Below are 15,618 nucleotides of genomic sequence, written 5' to 3'. Positions count from 1 at the left end.
AGCTAAAATTTTCAGTGTTTTACACATTGGATGATTCCATCAGGTTGAGCCGGCAATTCGGCAAGAGGCCTAGGGAGTTCGTGAGCGATGAGTTGAGGGGCTGGAGGTGGAACGAACCACCTCTCCTCAGCGACTCCCCAACGAGACTGTCGGTCTCCGATGTGGCCAGCGGCATATGCCCAACAGGAAGGGATGTCTTCAATAAATCGGTGTCTCATGTCAGGCCCGGCGATAATCCATCCATGCACTTGGGCCTCTTGGTTCACATCACCTATGAGACAGCGGTGAGGACCGCCAAGAAACTGATATACTCCGGCATAAACAAGAGCTCGGACTTCATAGACGCAATGAGGAACGAGGGGGAGCGCAATATAGCCCTGACAAGGAGACTGCGCAGGTGGTCGATTGCGGAGGATGATTTTCAATCCATCTATTGGTCCCTCTGGGATCAAGCCACCTCAACGTACTCCGGCGCGCTAGGCAAGGCGAGGACGTTATCCAAGTACGCCACGCTGGAGAGCCTGGCCGGCGCCGTGATTCCCATAAACGTCGAGTTCATGATAGATGGATCGTTAATAGGATTAACCAAGGCAATACGAATAGATGGGGTTTTATTACCATTTATACCCATAGAACTGAAGACCGGGCCCCCGAGCGAGTGGCATAGGGTGGCGCTGGCGGGCTACGCATTGGCGATGGAGAGCCAGTGGGAAACCCCGGTGGACTTCGGCGTGTTGATATACGTGGACTTCCAAGATGGAGACCTCTATATACGGGAGGAGGAGGTAGCCATAGGGGATGAGCTTAGGATGGATTTCATACACGAGAGGGATAGGAGGGCCAGTATTGCGGAGAAGGGAGTGGACCCCGGCATGCCCGATAAGTGTAATACTTGGTGCCCCTACCTAGAGTACTGTGGGCAGCAGAAAAACCTTGGTGGTGGACGAGTGGGGATCGGCGTTAAGATCGAGAAAAGGGATGATAACTCTAATGGTCCCCGGCGAAGAAGAGGGCAAGAAGGGGCTGGTTAAGAAGGCGGAGCTATCCCCTGTCTCCCTGGATTCCATAATATTCGCCGTCCCCGGCTCAACCGCGTCTATATCCGCCTTAATCGATGCAGCTCGAGCCGGCGTCGATGTAGTACTAATGGATAACTGGAGACCAGTTGCTAGGCTGGTTCCAGCAAGGTACGGCTTCTTCCTGAGGCTTTGGCATGCGCAGCTAAGAACATATATGAGCAAGAAAAGGAGGGCCAGTATTGCGGCTGAGGTGGCTGGGGCTAAGATATGGAACCAAAGGATAAATTTGATATACATGAGCAAGCTCAGCGTCAAGGATAAGTACTCCTTGAGGAGACTGGCGGATGAGGTCGGGAAGATAGTGGATTCCCTGTCTTCCATAACCACGGCGGAAGAGGCAATGCAGGCAGAGGCGGAGGCGGCTAGGCTATACTGGAGGGGGGTGAGGCTATTGGTTCCAAGCGAGTTGGGATTCAAGACAAGGCTTAAGCGGTTCAGCCTACCGCCAGGCTCCTCTCCTGACCCGTTTAACGCGGCCCTCAACATAGGATATGGAATGCTCCAGAAGGAGGTATGGAGAGCCATTTTTGCCGTTGGGCTAGATCCTTTCATAGGATTCCTTCACAAGCCCAGGCCGGGTCGCATGAGTTTGGTTTTTGACTTAATGGAGGAGTTCAGACCACTAATTGATAGAGAAATGCTGAGCCTGGCAAGGAGAAAGCCCAACATAATAGCTAGGCTGCAAAACGAGAAGAACGAGGAAGCCGTCAATGAAGTATTGCGGATAGCCTTGAACACATTAAATGAGCATAGACAAGATATATTCAAGCAGACTAGGAGACTGGCAACCAGCCTACTGAATGAAACTGAATATAATGGGTTCAAGCTGTCTTACTGAGTGTCTTGCTTTTTTCCTTGAAAATCGGCTCTCCCTTATTTTCAGTTTTTAATGGAGCCGGGCCCGGCGCCTTGAGCCGCTCCTTGAAAAAAGCACGTTGCTCCACGCCCCCAGAGCGGTTTTCCAAGGCAGAAAAACAAAAACCACAAAAAACAGAAACAAACAAAAAACTTAAAAAAGACCACCCAAATAAAAACTTACAGCAGAATCTACAAAAGAATTGAGAGATAACTTTCCAAAATAGATTAACTCTATCACGGCCTTCCGCAGAATCTACAAAAGAATTGAGAGATATATACGGCTTATAAGCGAAACACCACACCTTATCCTCCTGCAGAATCTACAAAAGAATTGAGAGCGGGAGGGCATGCAGGCGGGCCCCCTCACCCTCAAGCGCAGAATCTACAAAAGAATTGAGAGACTCCTAAACCCCGGGCTAAAACCCGGTATAGGGATGCAGAATCTACAAAAGAATTGAGAGTGAAACTTCGCGCCGAAGAACATGATGGGGGCGCCCGCGTGCAGAATCTACAAAAGAATTGAGAGACCACCTACATCGGCCTAATTATGCGGCCGCTAACGGGGCGCAGAATCTACAAAAGAATTGAGAGCCTTCCCATTCATCCCGGAATTATTCAAGATGAAGGACGGCAGAATCTACAAAAGAATTGAGAGTTATCCCCTTTGCGTCATTCCTATCAAAAACCATTTTGTTGCAGAATCTACAAAAGAATTGAGAGTCGCCCATGTCTCTCCAGGTGGCCATGGGGGAGTGTAGTCGCCGCAGAATCTACAAAAGAATTGAGAGAAGGTTTCTGTATACTCGTCGCTGGGATCGCCGTTGAACGGCAGAATCTACAAAAGAATTGAGAGAATTCCTTATCGCCAAAAGCAATGTAATCCCCGTTATCGGCAGAATCTACAAAAGAATTGAGAGTTCAACTTACTAGCAGTAATTATGGGTTGGATTGATGCCCAAGCAGAATCTACAAAAGAATTGAGAGCAAAGAGGGGATTGGGGAGGTTAGGATTCGTTCGGAGTATCGCGCAGAATCTACAAAAGAATTGAGAGATATCATTGACACCATGTTTCCCTACCAGGTTGTATAGCAGAATCTACAAAAGAATTGAGAGTTTGAGACACAAAAACTATCCCCGTTCGAGCCTAGGAAGCGCAGAATCTACAAAAGAATTGAGAGTATGTAGCTCTCAAACACAACAAACATGAGCTTAAGAGAGTACTTGGGCAGAATCTACAAAAGAATTGAGAGTATGTAGCTCTTAAAGCCGAATTGCTTTATCAGTCTTTTGCAGAATCTACAAAAGAATTGAGAGTGTTTACCCCGCCGGGGGTTGAATTTCCCTAAACCCTAATGCAGAATCTACAAAAGAATTGAGAGTTTTCATTCATGCAGGTCGAAAAAATGGCACAGCACACCTGCAGAATCTACAAAAGAATTGAGAGAGCAATGCTGGCCTGGGTCCCGGGGGGCGGGGCTGGGCTCGCAGAATCTACAAAAGAATTGAGAGCCTAATCGAAAACGAAACTTTATCTTACCATCAACCATCCACGCAGAATCTACAAAAGAATTGAGAGCCGTCCTCGTCCAAAACACTGAGACTCAATACACGCGCAGAATCTACAAAAGAATTGAGAGCCTGAGCCGGCTAACTGGTACTGGGATAGGGATTAGGCAGAATCTACAAAAGAATTGAGAGCAACCGGAGTCCTCTCAATCTGGGATAAAAGCTTCTCAAGCAGAATCTACAAAAGAATTGAGAGAGTCGGCGGGGCGAGCGTGCTGGTCAACCCAGTGCTGCAGAATCTACAAAAGAATTGAGAGTCTATGAATGTGGGGGTATCGCAGTGGTTTATTTGGGCAGGCAGAATCTACAAAAGAATTGAGAGCAGTTCTCTCCACGAAGGCGTTGCAGGACCAGTATGAGAGGGATTACAGCGCAGAATCTACAAAAGAATTGAGAGCAGTTCTCTCCCGTTCATGCGGGTCGATTACGTATACCGGCAGAATCTACAAAAGAATTGAGAGATTTAATTCGTCGGCCTGACCTGCGACCGACAGGGGTGCAGAATCTACAAAAGAATTGAGAGTGGAGTACCCAGCCGTTGGTTGGTAACGAAGAGTGGCACCCAGCAGAATCTACAAAAGAATTGAGAGAATACTTCCTCATCCTCTTCGTTTCCGGATTTCTAAGGCAGAATCTACAAAAGAATTGAGAGCCCCTTGCCTGGGCAGCCATGATTAGTAGGCCATTCAGCAGAATCTACAAAAGAATTGAGAGTATAGAAAAGAAAACCCAGAAATAGATGACCTAAACGGCAGAATCTACAAAAGAATTGAGAGATATACGAGGTCGGGTTGCCGCCGATTGCCAGTGCCACCATGCAGAATCTACAAAAGAATTGAGAGCTCACGGGTTGGCCTGGATCCTGAACGGGTTGGGCTGGGGCAGAATCTACAAAAGAATTGAGAGTGTTATTCCCTATCACTTTCTTTAACTGGGGAAGTAGTTTATGCAGAATCTACAAAAGAATTGAGAGCTTGTTATTTTGATTGACTTGCTCTTGCTAATCATTATCAGCAGAATCTACAAAAGAATTGAGAGACTAAGTCAAGCTCGTAACTCCCGCAGGCCCTGCATGGCAGAATCTACAAAAGAATTGAGAGAGGCACGAGCGTGTTGTAGTGGTGCTGGACGAGTTTGACAGCAGAATCTACAAAAGAATTGAGAGCTATCTTCCTCGTTCTCTTAAAAATGAATGGCATATGTAGCAGAATCTACAAAAGAATTGAGAGCCGAAAGCAATGTAATCCCCATTATCGTGGGGATTATAATCTTTCGCAGAATCTACAAAAGAATTGAGAGTCGGTGACCGAGCCACCGTACAGGTATACTAATACTGGTATGCAGAATCTACAAAAGAATTGAGAGAAGCTTTTATGAGGGCGGTATACGCTGCCCTATCTTGATCAAGCAGAATCTACAAAAGAATTGAGAGACCAATGCCCAGGATTACTACATTGTTAGCAGTCCTGGGGCAGAATCTACAAAAGAATTGAGAGACTCGGAATGTATCCGCAATATAATCGCTATAATCATTTATGCAGAATCTACAAAAGAATTGAGAGTTTAAATCGTCGAGCGGCTTCCCGAACTCCTGCACCGTGCAGAATCTACAAAAGAATTGAGAGCATGATTTCATTAAGCCTACCCAAATACAATATTCTGCAGAATCTACAAAAGAATTGAGAGTATCCATATTGTCCGTTCTAAGTATGCTTCCTACCAGTTGCAGAATCTACAAAAGAATTGAGAGCTCCCGATCGAGCCCGAGGACGCACTGCCCCCAACGAGCAGAATCTACAAAAGAATTGAGAAACTAGTATAAGTTATCATCTGAATTGGGTTCATTGACAAAGAATAATCCATGAAAGAATTGAGGGTTATATTGGATATTACATGTCGTTTTATCTATTTGTCTGTGAAATAAATTATATTCTGGGCGATTTACTTAATAGGGGGATAAATAATGCAAATTATGCTCACAGTTACTGATATTAAGCACTATGCATATTGTCCTGTAATTATATACATTAATCGTTTTCTAGGCATAAATGAGGAGGAGACGGAATACATGAAGCTAGGCCAGGAGGTAGAGATGGAGAGCATGTTGGCACCAGCGATTCGAATGGTGAGGGCTGTTAAGTTAATGAGGAGCGTCAGTGTCAAGAGCAGAGCTGGGTTTAATGGCATTGTGGATTTTGTTTTGATAACCAAGCATGGCGAGTATGTGCCACTTGATGTAAAATGGAGCAATGTTGCTGGACGGGCTAGGCCCGATCACGTGCTTCAATTGGCCGCTTATGCATTGGCAATAGAGGAGAGCTTCGATACAGTCGTGAAGCTGGGGCTGCTGTACTACATAACTGGAAGTGAAGGTAAGTTTATCAAGATATACATCACCTCTTCACTGAAGGCACAAGTAGTTAATGCATTGAATCGCATAAAGAAGATAGCTAGTGGGGAGTTGGGGGAGGTCAGGATCAACAAGCGTAAATGCAATGGCTGCAATTATAGGCAGCATTGCCCCGTGAATCCATGGTAAACTAAATGGCTCTTAACGATTTGATTAAATTTATAATTGAACTGGACTAATTATGAAGCGATATTTAGTCCTTGGTGAACCATTATAATTTGAGCAGCGATCCGTATCCCAACATGGATAGCAATCCAACGGATTTGGCATTGCCGCATTCCTTCCTTAATTTTATTATGGTGCCGGCCGGCAGCGCCTGAAGTATTGGCCTCCTGACCCCACATACCTCGCTGAATCCAAGACCTAAATGCATTGTTCTGACCTTTAATCTTCCATTGCTATATATACCATAAACCTCATCAATGCACTCCAATCCCCTTATCTCGCTCAACTTCATGCCCGCCCTGTCTTGATAGTAAAGTATTGGTTGAAGCGTTACCGCTAACTCCCCGCCTCCCCATAGATCGGCATCCCCATCTTCGAAGCTAATCAAGGCCACCCTACCCTCTCCGCCAAGCCTGGTCAGCACTTGCGCGCCTCCTCCGCCTATGTTATTGCTTGAACCATATGATTCATTCAACATGGATCCCAGCAATCCATTGCTTGGCCTCTTCAGTAGGTAGACCATCTCGATGTCTTCCTTATAATTAACGAATCTCGCCCTATACATATTGCTTACGGTTCCCGTGGAGCGATCTATGCTTACCCCTATCCTAGTTGATTCTTGCACAATAAGCCTCTTTTCGACTTGCGTAGGTGACTCATCCGGCGTTGGTTTTAATAATTTTTTAATGATGGACTCCACAAACTTCAACAATTCGTTCCTCTCAATATATACATCGCCGGTTGATACATAGTACTTCCCATTTCCTCTCATATAGATGAGCGGGCCCCACAGTAATGGTTCCTTATTGTAATTAATTAAATCTTGGGCGGAGATATCCTTTTCGCCGAATATCTCGCTCACTAATTGAATTAAATCCTCGAAGCTGTAACTCCCATTGATCAAACCATTACAGACATTCGTTAACCTGACATTTAGGTAATTGCCCAATGCGCCCAGAATAGTCGTGGGAGGCGGCACGCGCGTCACTGAGTCGACCGAGAATGACTCCGGGCCTCCTAAATCTCCCAAGCCCAGGTGAAGGGGTTCAAGGGGACTCACCAAAAGCCTTACTAAGTTGCTCATGGGTATCCCCTCAATATCTTGATGGCCTTGATAAATTCATCAATTATATTTTTTTTCTGATTACCATTGGTGTCCCTATTAAACAGCAGTATGCCGTAAACCGATTTCTTAAATGAATCAAATGATACTTCCAAGTCGCTTGGCAAGTATTTAAGGCCATGATTGTTAACTATTATGTTATTGGATATCAAGCTATTCCATATGCTCGCCAACAATTCGTCATCGATATTCTTGGATAAGATCATCCTTATAATATCGGCGTATTTATCGTAATCCTCCGGTATGTTGTGGCTCAACGCGTTACCGATCATGAATAAGAATACCTTATTGAGGAAATCCACCGCGGTTCCCACGGTAGACAGAGAAGAACCATCGCTCAACGGAACAACTGCCGATGCATTGGATCTAGACTCGCTTATTGTTAATGCATCCTTCTCCTTTATATCCTTGTCTCCCCACTTGGCCTCCTTGCTATTCATCTCCAAGTCCTCGGCGGCTCGCTTTATCTCCTCGTTCATATTATCCATTATGTTGACGAACCTAGCCGCAAAGCTTCTTCCAAACACTGTCAGAGCAGGGAAGTGATACTTGCCTACTGAGTGAAAACCTGGATTGGAACCTTGCGTGCTGCCCCAATAATTCTTCCTCAAATCCTTAACCATGGCCAGCGCAACCTCGATGGGAGCCAGGGCAAGCACGTCGTCTCCGCCGCTGAAGATCATGCTGGAGACACTACCACCTAGATATTTGTAATCCGTTATGTAGATATCAGTTAGAGCGGTTATCATTAAAGCCATAGAAAGGGATGACAAGTAAGCGGGAGTCACCAATAACTCAATATTAGCTATATTTTGGCTGATTGATCTATAGACGTTTCCATATTCCTTCATGCCGTTATTGAAGAAATGATTCGCAAGCTCTTCCATTAAATTCGAATAGCTCTTCATATCTATCTTACCTCTACTTAGCTTCTTACCTATATTATCGGCATCTCCCCTTATTATCACATAGTTAGATCTGAAATGTATCAATTTCTTGTTTGGTCTCATCTCTATTTTCAAGTTTTTCAGTTCAGGGAAGTTTGGCAATCTCCTAAATACATTGATCAGCGTTTCCTCATCGATCTCATCCATGCATTTATTAAAATTCTTAACAGCTGACTCAACGCAATTCCCTTTCCCTGGACTACACAACTCGGTAATGCTTCTGCTATTATTTGATCCATTATGTGGTTTCAAGTAATTAGCGACTTGATTGCATGAATCTTTTCCCTCTATTTTCTCAATTAATTCCTTAGCATTGCTTGCAATCCATGCAATGGCAATATCATCGGTTGTATCAAATGGCAAAGCACTATCATGCCCCATGCTTGACATAAATCTGTAATATATGGTCCTCTTCAGCAGGCATAGCGGTCCGATTTTCTCGCCTGGCTTCACTTGAGACACTAGGTTGGCCGTCACGTCGCCGTCACTTACGTTGAGCAGCTCGGCTATCATCTTCTTAGTGTCACTATCGTAATCCTCTCCATTCCTGGATTTCCTGAAGTGAAGTATTGCCGGTTCCTCTCCACAGATGGAGCAATACGAGTAACCTGTGGATTTCCGGCCATAGAATACATATTTAGAGAATGGATCCTCGCCTTTGACATTTGTTTTAACTATGTTATTTCCATTCATCTTGAACCAAGCCTTCGAGTAATTCATGATCCTCATCGACTTAATCACGGAATTATGGCGGAGGACATTTAGACCCAAGTCCAGTATAGCTCTCTTAATGTAATCATCATTATCCTCCTTCTTCTCCTTTTCTTTATTATCATTAATCGATTCACGATCGTCAGCATCACTTGACTCAGATATCTTAGTTATCTCTTCTATTGTTTTATTAATTGCCTCTATTCTACCCTTAAAGTCATTCAATAAGTCGTCTGTGATACCATTGTAATAACAATTTTCATCAATTTTATTTTGCTCAATGTAATTCTTGGCACATGAATATACTATACTTAAGTCAATTACATTAAACCTTGGATTTATTAAGCCATCGAATACCTCGCCGTCCTTGAATTCGCCGTATATCTTACTAGCAATCTTCATAAATTCCGTGGGTGGCGACCTTTCTTTCAGCATTATGTTAATTTCCTCATAATTCTTATCCTCGCAGCTACCGTTGAATGCCCAATCCATCAAACATTTATAGGCTTTCTTAAAATTATCGGCTAATAGGTTTTCAATATTTTCCATGCTTCCCAAATCTCTTGGGAGGATCAATTGTATAGTTCCTGGTATTATCGGTCGACTGATCAATAGTCGAGTTAACCATTTATCAACTTCACTGTATTCTTTGCCGCTGGATTCCATTTTGAAGATTAACTTCATGTAGAAGTCCAGTATAGCTCTCTTTATGTAGTCCTCAGCACTAATCTGGTTTAACTTACCTACCAGAAAAACATGATAGATGGGGTTCAACCTGAGGGTTGGCTTGATTATTATGTCAGGCCCATACTTCCACACAAGCGGCCACACCGCCAGCCACGCCAGCATTGATACCAGCCAACTGCCGGCCCAGAAATCACCGGCCTTCCTGGCAGCGTTTATCACGCGCTGTATGCCCGGTATGTCCAGCTCCACCAAGTAACCCCCTATAGTTCCATTGGGCCAGAGCATGTTGATCGACATGGCCGTTGCATAGACGTGATCGAATACGGAGTGGGTTGGCATCCTAGTATCGGCCAGGCTGGGCGGCAATCCATCGCTTATCCATTTTAGCTCATACATTGAATACAGCACGTGATATTTAATGCGAGAGAGCTTCTCCTTATCTAGCTCATTACCGTTATTGACTATATCCAGTATATTTTTTAGTTCCGTTATATATTTACGAACATCTGGGCAATTCACCGTATTTAGATCTACCTTTAATGTGGGATTGAATATATTATGAAGCTTATGGTATGAAAATACTCCTCCCCTGTTCTTGCCGAGGGTCTTGCTTATCAACCACCTATCCATCGATGATGCCAATTTATCCGCTTCCTTGACCAGGCCATACATTCCACTTGAATTATTTATATCGCCGAACGGATCGGATAAGCCGAGCTCATACCACATCTCGGCGGCGTCCTCTTCATGAGCATCATTAAATCCCCTCGTCTTATCATAGCATCGACCGGTTCCATTCTTGCCTACTATAATCCACATTTTGTTCGGGGGATCATGCAGTAGAGCCCATGATTTATCGCCAAAATATTTCAACCAGTCCATTTTTGAACTATTGGATCACTACGTTAGATTTTTTAACTTTTGTGCCTTCAAAAAAAAACAAAACAATTAATGCCAAAGCTAATTTATCAATAATAAATTAATAAAAAATATATTTATGGAATACTAAGCCCAAGCAAATTAATAGATCTAATTTTCATCTCTCGTGTTATCCAGACAACTTAGAACTTTATCGTCTATTTCGATAACATAATCACTATCACTTTTCCTGATGCTGGTGCACTCACGCAGCAAGCCGGCATGTGCTATCAAGTTCCTATCATTGCCTCCAGGACACGGCGAGCACTCATCCTGTCTCTCAACACATTCCCATGGCAGTACTTTGCTATACTTGACCTTTTCATTGTTATTAAGCTGCTTCATTACGTCAGGACTAGCCCTATCTATTCCGTTCTTCATATTATTCAATTCATGCTTAACCATGGCCTCGATTGTTTTATTTACCTTGCTGAACAATTCAGAATTGAGTAATTGACTTAGTTTGTTAGTTGATCGCTTGCATGCCAGCTGCTCGAGCAAGCTCTCATATAGCCGCTCCACATTTATGCCGGGATTCTTGTATTTAACCGTTCTCCCATTTAAATCTATGCTGGCTTCTACATAATTGAACACGTCGTCAGCGACGCTGTGCAGGTTATCATTGCATAACCTATGCATGACTAGGGGCAGGCCCTTTCCGAGGGCCTCAATTATGGGAGACCGCGGTTGCGCCGGTACCTCAATTGTAGCCATATCCTCGCTGAGGAATTTCATGTAAAGCCAATCGCCCGGGGTGGCATTGAACGCACGTATCATTACCTTTCTAGCGCCCTTCATTAATAATAAGGATGCCAGAAATCTGCCTACGTGCAATGTAAGTGCTGGCATGAAATTTATTCCATGGGTTAAGTCTATGTCTAGATCAACCTGATCGCCTTCTACGCCTTCATCCTTTACTTTCTGCCATAATCCCCACAGGAGCTCTCCAACTATTGTAGCTGGGTAGCTGGCCTCATACTTCCACGATATGTCCTTATATAGAGTAAAGGTGCCTCTCGATGCTGTTAGTATAATGTCCGTGTTACTAATAATTTTACTTGAAATGCACCGTATATAATTACGTGCCATATCCCTCCAACTTCTTAGATCACGTATGTCGGAGCCGGGAGGCGGCATTACGGCTTTTCCATCACCTAAGTCTGTAAGTATGTTCTGTTCCTTTGCGCATTCTTCGGTAATTGAATTACCAGCCGATTTGGAGACCGACGCAGTTAGCACGCTGTCAACTGCATATATTATATATTTGTCATAATTATCAGCGCAAACTATGGAGGCGATTCCATGCCTTCGCTCACTATTGCCGGAACCCTGTCTGGGGACCTCCATGCAATCATATTCAACCTCACGCCATGAGAGAGGATTACCCCAAGTACCTATATATATCCTCATAACGCATTAGTTAATTAATATTAATATAAAGTGATTGTTTAATCAAAAATGGCACTCAATTAAATATTATTGAAGTCTCTTCAATATCGGTTTCGGCGAGGCGTATCTCTCCAAGATGGATAGGTTTATTACATAGATCCATTCCGGTGACGCGTGAAGGAGGTCTTTAGATTAATCGATTCATTGATTAAGCTAAGGGATAACATAGGAGAGTACATATCGCAGGAATCGATTGACGTGGGCGATGGCGGTGCCGAGGTCGATTGTGGGGAGGGCGTGAATGTCGAGTTAATTGATGAGGGAATTCATGACCAGCAGGGATTGGCTGGGGCAGATTCCCAATCCACAATATTGAGGCTGGAGAATGCTGACGTCCACGTGGTTACGGGCGCACTCCTCGGAGGCGTTAATGCATTGATACCTGGCCTGGATGGCGTTAAGTGGCTCGGCATAAGGCTTAGATTCAAGCCAAGCAATGCGCTGCTGAAGGACTTGGAGGGCTTGCTGGACGGTATAGCCTACTTCAAATCGGAATTATTGGAGAGGACATTTGATGGGTCATACAACGAGGAGGCAATTAGGGAGGAGATCAGGACTAATGTGGAGCTGAGGCTGGCGAGTGCATTTAGAGGCAGCGGCGTCCTAATGATGGATGGACCCATATTTTCCACGCCCAAGGTTCTCTGGATGAAGGATAATCCATACTCCGATCTGTATCGAATGTTAGCTGGAAGGAGGGTGAGCGCCTATGATGGGCTGAATATCATAGGCGTGGTGAAGAGGCTAAGCCAATCAACTTATTACTCCAAGTGCTTGGGACTGAACGTAGATGATGCCACGCTGGTGAAGAACGAGGTAATCAAGGCGTGGGGAAGCAAGGCGTCCGTCAAGGCCAGGTTTGGGCCCATTAAGATAATTGCTGCGGGTTACTCGAAGCATTGCTGGTACGTCGCCGTCAAGCTGGGCAAGGATGTAAACGTGGTGAGGGTTGAGGCGCTCTCTCCTGGGCTAGCCGAGCGGGGAGCGGAGCTAGTCGCTAATTCTATGACTATCAGCGGCGTTCCACTGCCGATACACGCCGCAGACAAGATGGCGAGGAGACTGAATGCGGGGGCGGTAAGATTGCTGGCTGCATCCCCGTTGGGCTTAACTTATGAGGGCTTGGAGGAGTTAGGCAGGGCGCTCAAGGAGTTGGGTGAGGCGGCGTGAGCATTGATTGCAGGACCGAGGTTGGCCTGATAACCAGGCAAATGCCGAGCGAGGTATCACTGGAGAAATCGGTTGCCTACATGGTTAGCAACTGCGACGAGGACTTCAGCGTTGGGGATTACTTGGTGATAGAGTCCAACGGCACCAATTACTTAGCCAGAATAGCGGCGTCCAGGATAGAGGATATATTATCCGTGGCCAAGGCCCCCGTGCTATCGCTAGAACATGAGCTGGGCATGGATGTGAGCTACATTCCAAAACTCGTCGCGCTGGAACTCATCGCGGAGTGCTCCAACGATAAATGCGCGCTGCCCAGTAGGCCCCCAAAGATAAGATCTGTGGTGAGGGTGCCCAGGGAGGGGGAGGTGGCTGGCATGCTGATGCTTCCGAGGGATGGTATAACAATAGGCAATCTATCGCTGCCCAACGGCAAGGCTGTGGAGGGCAATTATGCTAAGCTGCCCCTCAGCGCGTTGAATCACCACGTCTTGATAGTTGGAACCACGGGGAGCGGGAAGACCACGCTAATGAAGAACATGGCATTGGAATTGATAAATAACTACCCAAAGGCCACCGTAATATCGCTGGATACCATTGGTCATTACCATCACTTGGCCATGAGTGGCATAGATGTGAGGGCTATAGTGCCGGTAACCAATAGCATGATTAGGAGGTACTTGAGAGGAGACGCTTTCAGGGATAGAAGAGGAATGATTCGAAGGTTCACGAGGGGCCTAGTCAGGGATTACTTGAATAGAGTATTCAAGTCCCACGGGATTAGGCTCAGCGTATCGAGGATAAAGGTGAGGGGCAAGACCATTGGTAGGACGGAGGTGCCGTTGTTCATTGAGGTAACCTCGAGCGGCAATGCAGGGAGGATGACCTTGATCCCATGGGCGCTAGGCAGCAGGGCCATATTGCCTAGGGTGAACGCGGTGACCGGCATGTTAACGGAGCAGGCCAGCATGTTTTACAGTCGCATCCTGGAGCAGCTTAAGGCAAAGGCAAGGCCCTACTCAGTGAACGGCATTTATGCCTACCTAACCAGCCCCAGCGAGACGCAGCAATCCGGCAGGGCTCTCCTAAACTACGAGGACTTGGCCAGGCGCATGGGGATTCACCCCAGCACAATGGAAAACATAGTGAGGACTATTCTTGCAATCAAGGAGTCGGGGATCGTGGACGTCAAGCTGGGGAGGGGATCGTTGGAGCTGGGCGTTAGCGAGCCCAATTACGCTCGTATCCTATCGCCCGGCTATGTTACTGCGGATTTATCCAGGGCATCAGGCGTGGGACAGAGAATGGTTGTGTACAGGATACTTAGCAAGGTCTATAACTTCATGGGGCCCGAACACTTGGGCGATAGAGATAGAATGGCTGTCATAATGGTGGATGAGGCGCATTTATTCTTTCCACAGGCCAAGTCGGAGGAGGAGAAGGGCGTTCTGGAGCACCACATAACCAGGCTAACCAGGCTGGGCAGGAGCAGGGGGATAGCCGTCATATTCGCCACTCACATGCCGGAGGACTTGAACGATGCGGTCCTCCAGCTGACCAACACTAAGATAGTGCTTAGGAGCGAGGAGTCAGTGCTGGAGAGGCTCGGCGTGAAGGCCGAGGAAAGGCGGTTCCTCGTCACGGCAGAGGCGGGGGTGGCTCACGTGCGGTCCTTTGCATATAGGTACCCCGTCTACATAAAGTTCAGCCCTAATGCATACCACGTTGGCTGATGCACATATTATTCAGCTCCAATAGTTTGCCAACCCACTCAACCACCCTTAATCCACCATCCCGGACCAGCAAGCCAGCATCCACCAGCTCATTTACTACATCGCCGCTAGGATTTAATCCGTTCTTCACCATGCACAACGCCTCCAAGGCATCTCCCCTAAACCCCAGGGGCAGCCGCGGGAAGATCAATGGCTTGCCGTCCTCCGACACGTAAACCAGCTTCGCCCCGACGAGCCACGCCACCATGGAGGCCATGACTGCCTCCGGCTTTATCCCGCCGCTCATGCCGACATAGGCGTCGCATCCCATAGATACCTCATTTATTAAGGATTTTCCCATCGTATTGAGGAGGTGCAATAACCCGCTCCCCAAATCCCCTCCTCCGAACAGCTTGATTCTGGCATACCCCACTAACTCCGCAACATTGGATTTCGAGATGCTGCTTGCCAATGCCTTCATGGCCAGCTCAGCCACCCCCGAATCCGTGGAGAACAGCTCCGACCTGACTTGCTGATTCACTAAATCCTTGATTGAGTATAGCGTGGCCAGCTCCGCGCAGCAGGACTTGCCCTTTATACTTATGTAATCCGTCAAGGCATTCAACAAGTTACTGCCAAGCGCTAGTTTAGCCAACACCGAGTCCACGGAGATGTCGCGGGAGAGCGCTTTGCTTACCATATCTCTATACTCTGCTGAGATGAAGCCATCCGAGTAGGCGTTCCTTATGAGGGACGTACCCACCACAACCGCCGCATAGACGCACTTCATCACATTTTAACCGCAGATTACCAATAAAAACTTGA

General features: G+C 46.2%; 9 protein-coding genes and 1 CRISPR repeat array. Of the genes, 5 read left to right on the top strand and 4 right to left on the bottom strand.

What is annotated here, in order from left to right; all coding sequences use genetic code 11:
- The first annotated feature begins 14 nt into the window (after positions 1-14).
- From cas4a to cas4, 3 genes are all read left to right on the top strand, one after another.
- The gene (gene cas4a / locus ACZ5ZS_RS02705; protein ID WP_188596346.1) at positions 15-1,031 is read left to right on the top strand and encodes a type I-A CRISPR-associated protein Cas4/Csa1; all 1,017 of its coding nucleotides are present in this window, start codon (positions 15-17) and stop codon (positions 1,029-1,031) included.
- A complete protein-coding gene (gene cas1, locus ACZ5ZS_RS02700; RefSeq protein ID WP_229657685.1) occupies positions 991-1,917 on the top strand; it encodes a CRISPR-associated endonuclease Cas1 in 927 nt (308 codons plus the stop codon). The genes cas4a and cas1 overlap by 41 nt, the downstream gene beginning before the upstream one ends.
- Before the next feature lie 202 nt (positions 1,918-2,119).
- Positions 2,120-5,316: a CRISPR direct-repeat array (repeat unit 25 nt; unit sequence GCAGAATCTACAAAAGAATTGAGAG).
- 151 nt (positions 5,317-5,467) lie between these two features.
- The gene (gene cas4, locus ACZ5ZS_RS02695) at positions 5,468-6,043 is read left to right on the top strand and encodes a CRISPR-associated protein Cas4 (RefSeq protein WP_188596344.1); all 576 of its coding nucleotides are present in this window, start codon (positions 5,468-5,470) and stop codon (positions 6,041-6,043) included.
- 82 nt (positions 6,044-6,125) lie between these two features.
- Here cas4 and ACZ5ZS_RS02690 read toward each other — a convergent pair whose 3' ends face one another.
- The 3 genes from ACZ5ZS_RS02690 to ACZ5ZS_RS02680 all read right to left on the bottom strand — a co-directional run bounded on the left by ACZ5ZS_RS02690 (position 6,126) and on the right by ACZ5ZS_RS02680 (position 11,875).
- The gene (locus tag ACZ5ZS_RS02690) at positions 6,126-7,163 is read right to left on the bottom strand and encodes a type III-B CRISPR module-associated Cmr3 family protein (protein ID WP_188596343.1); all 1,038 of its coding nucleotides are present in this window, start codon (positions 7,161-7,163) and stop codon (positions 6,126-6,128) included.
- Complete coding sequence (gene cas10 / locus ACZ5ZS_RS02685) at positions 7,160-10,429, bottom strand: type III-B CRISPR-associated protein Cas10/Cmr2 (protein WP_188596342.1); 3,270 nt, start codon at positions 10,427-10,429, stop codon at positions 7,160-7,162. Before cas10 ends, ACZ5ZS_RS02690 begins: the two co-directional genes overlap by 4 nt.
- Positions 10,430-10,576: 147 nt before the next feature.
- Complete coding sequence (locus ACZ5ZS_RS02680) at positions 10,577-11,875, bottom strand: TM1812 family CRISPR-associated protein (RefSeq protein ID WP_188596341.1); 1,299 nt, start codon at positions 11,873-11,875, stop codon at positions 10,577-10,579.
- Between the two features lie 153 nt (positions 11,876-12,028).
- Between ACZ5ZS_RS02680 and ACZ5ZS_RS02675 the strand changes: the two genes are divergently transcribed.
- Together ACZ5ZS_RS02675 and ACZ5ZS_RS02670 are read left to right on the top strand one after the other, a co-directional pair.
- A complete protein-coding gene (locus tag ACZ5ZS_RS02675) occupies positions 12,029-13,084 on the top strand; it encodes a DNA double-strand break repair nuclease NurA (RefSeq protein WP_188596340.1) in 1,056 nt (351 codons plus the stop codon).
- The gene (locus tag ACZ5ZS_RS02670; RefSeq protein WP_464858477.1) at positions 13,081-14,814 is read left to right on the top strand and encodes an ATP-binding protein; all 1,734 of its coding nucleotides are present in this window, start codon (positions 13,081-13,083) and stop codon (positions 14,812-14,814) included. Before ACZ5ZS_RS02675 ends, ACZ5ZS_RS02670 begins: the two co-directional genes overlap by 4 nt.
- Here ACZ5ZS_RS02670 and ACZ5ZS_RS02665 read toward each other — a convergent pair.
- Entirely contained in the window at positions 14,792-15,583 is a 792-nt protein-coding gene (locus ACZ5ZS_RS02665; RefSeq protein ID WP_188596339.1) for a hypothetical protein, read from the bottom strand. The two genes, ACZ5ZS_RS02670 and ACZ5ZS_RS02665, sit on opposite strands and share 23 nt — an antisense overlap.
- Between the last annotated feature and the right edge of the window lie 35 nt (positions 15,584-15,618).

The organism is Thermocladium modestius (assembly GCF_055398215.1).
This window is presented reverse-complemented; position numbering and strand designations above follow the sequence as displayed.

Coding starts and splice junctions, on each gene's coding strand:
- cas1 (WP_229657685.1), top strand. CDS start 991: ATGGTCCCCGGCGAAGAAGAGGGCAAGAAGGGGCTGGTTAAGAAGGCG.
- cas4 (WP_188596344.1), top strand. CDS start 5,468: ATGCAAATTATGCTCACAGTTACTGATATTAAGCACTATGCATATTGT.
- ACZ5ZS_RS02690 (WP_188596343.1), bottom strand. CDS start 7,163: ATGAGCAACTTAGTAAGGCTTTTGGTGAGTCCCCTTGAACCCCTTCAC.
- cas10 (WP_188596342.1), bottom strand. CDS start 10,429: ATGGACTGGTTGAAATATTTTGGCGATAAATCATGGGCTCTACTGCAT.
- ACZ5ZS_RS02680 (WP_188596341.1), bottom strand. CDS start 11,875: ATGAGGATATATATAGGTACTTGGGGTAATCCTCTCTCATGGCGTGAG.
- ACZ5ZS_RS02665 (WP_188596339.1), bottom strand. CDS start 15,583: ATGAAGTGCGTCTATGCGGCGGTTGTGGTGGGTACGTCCCTCATAAGG.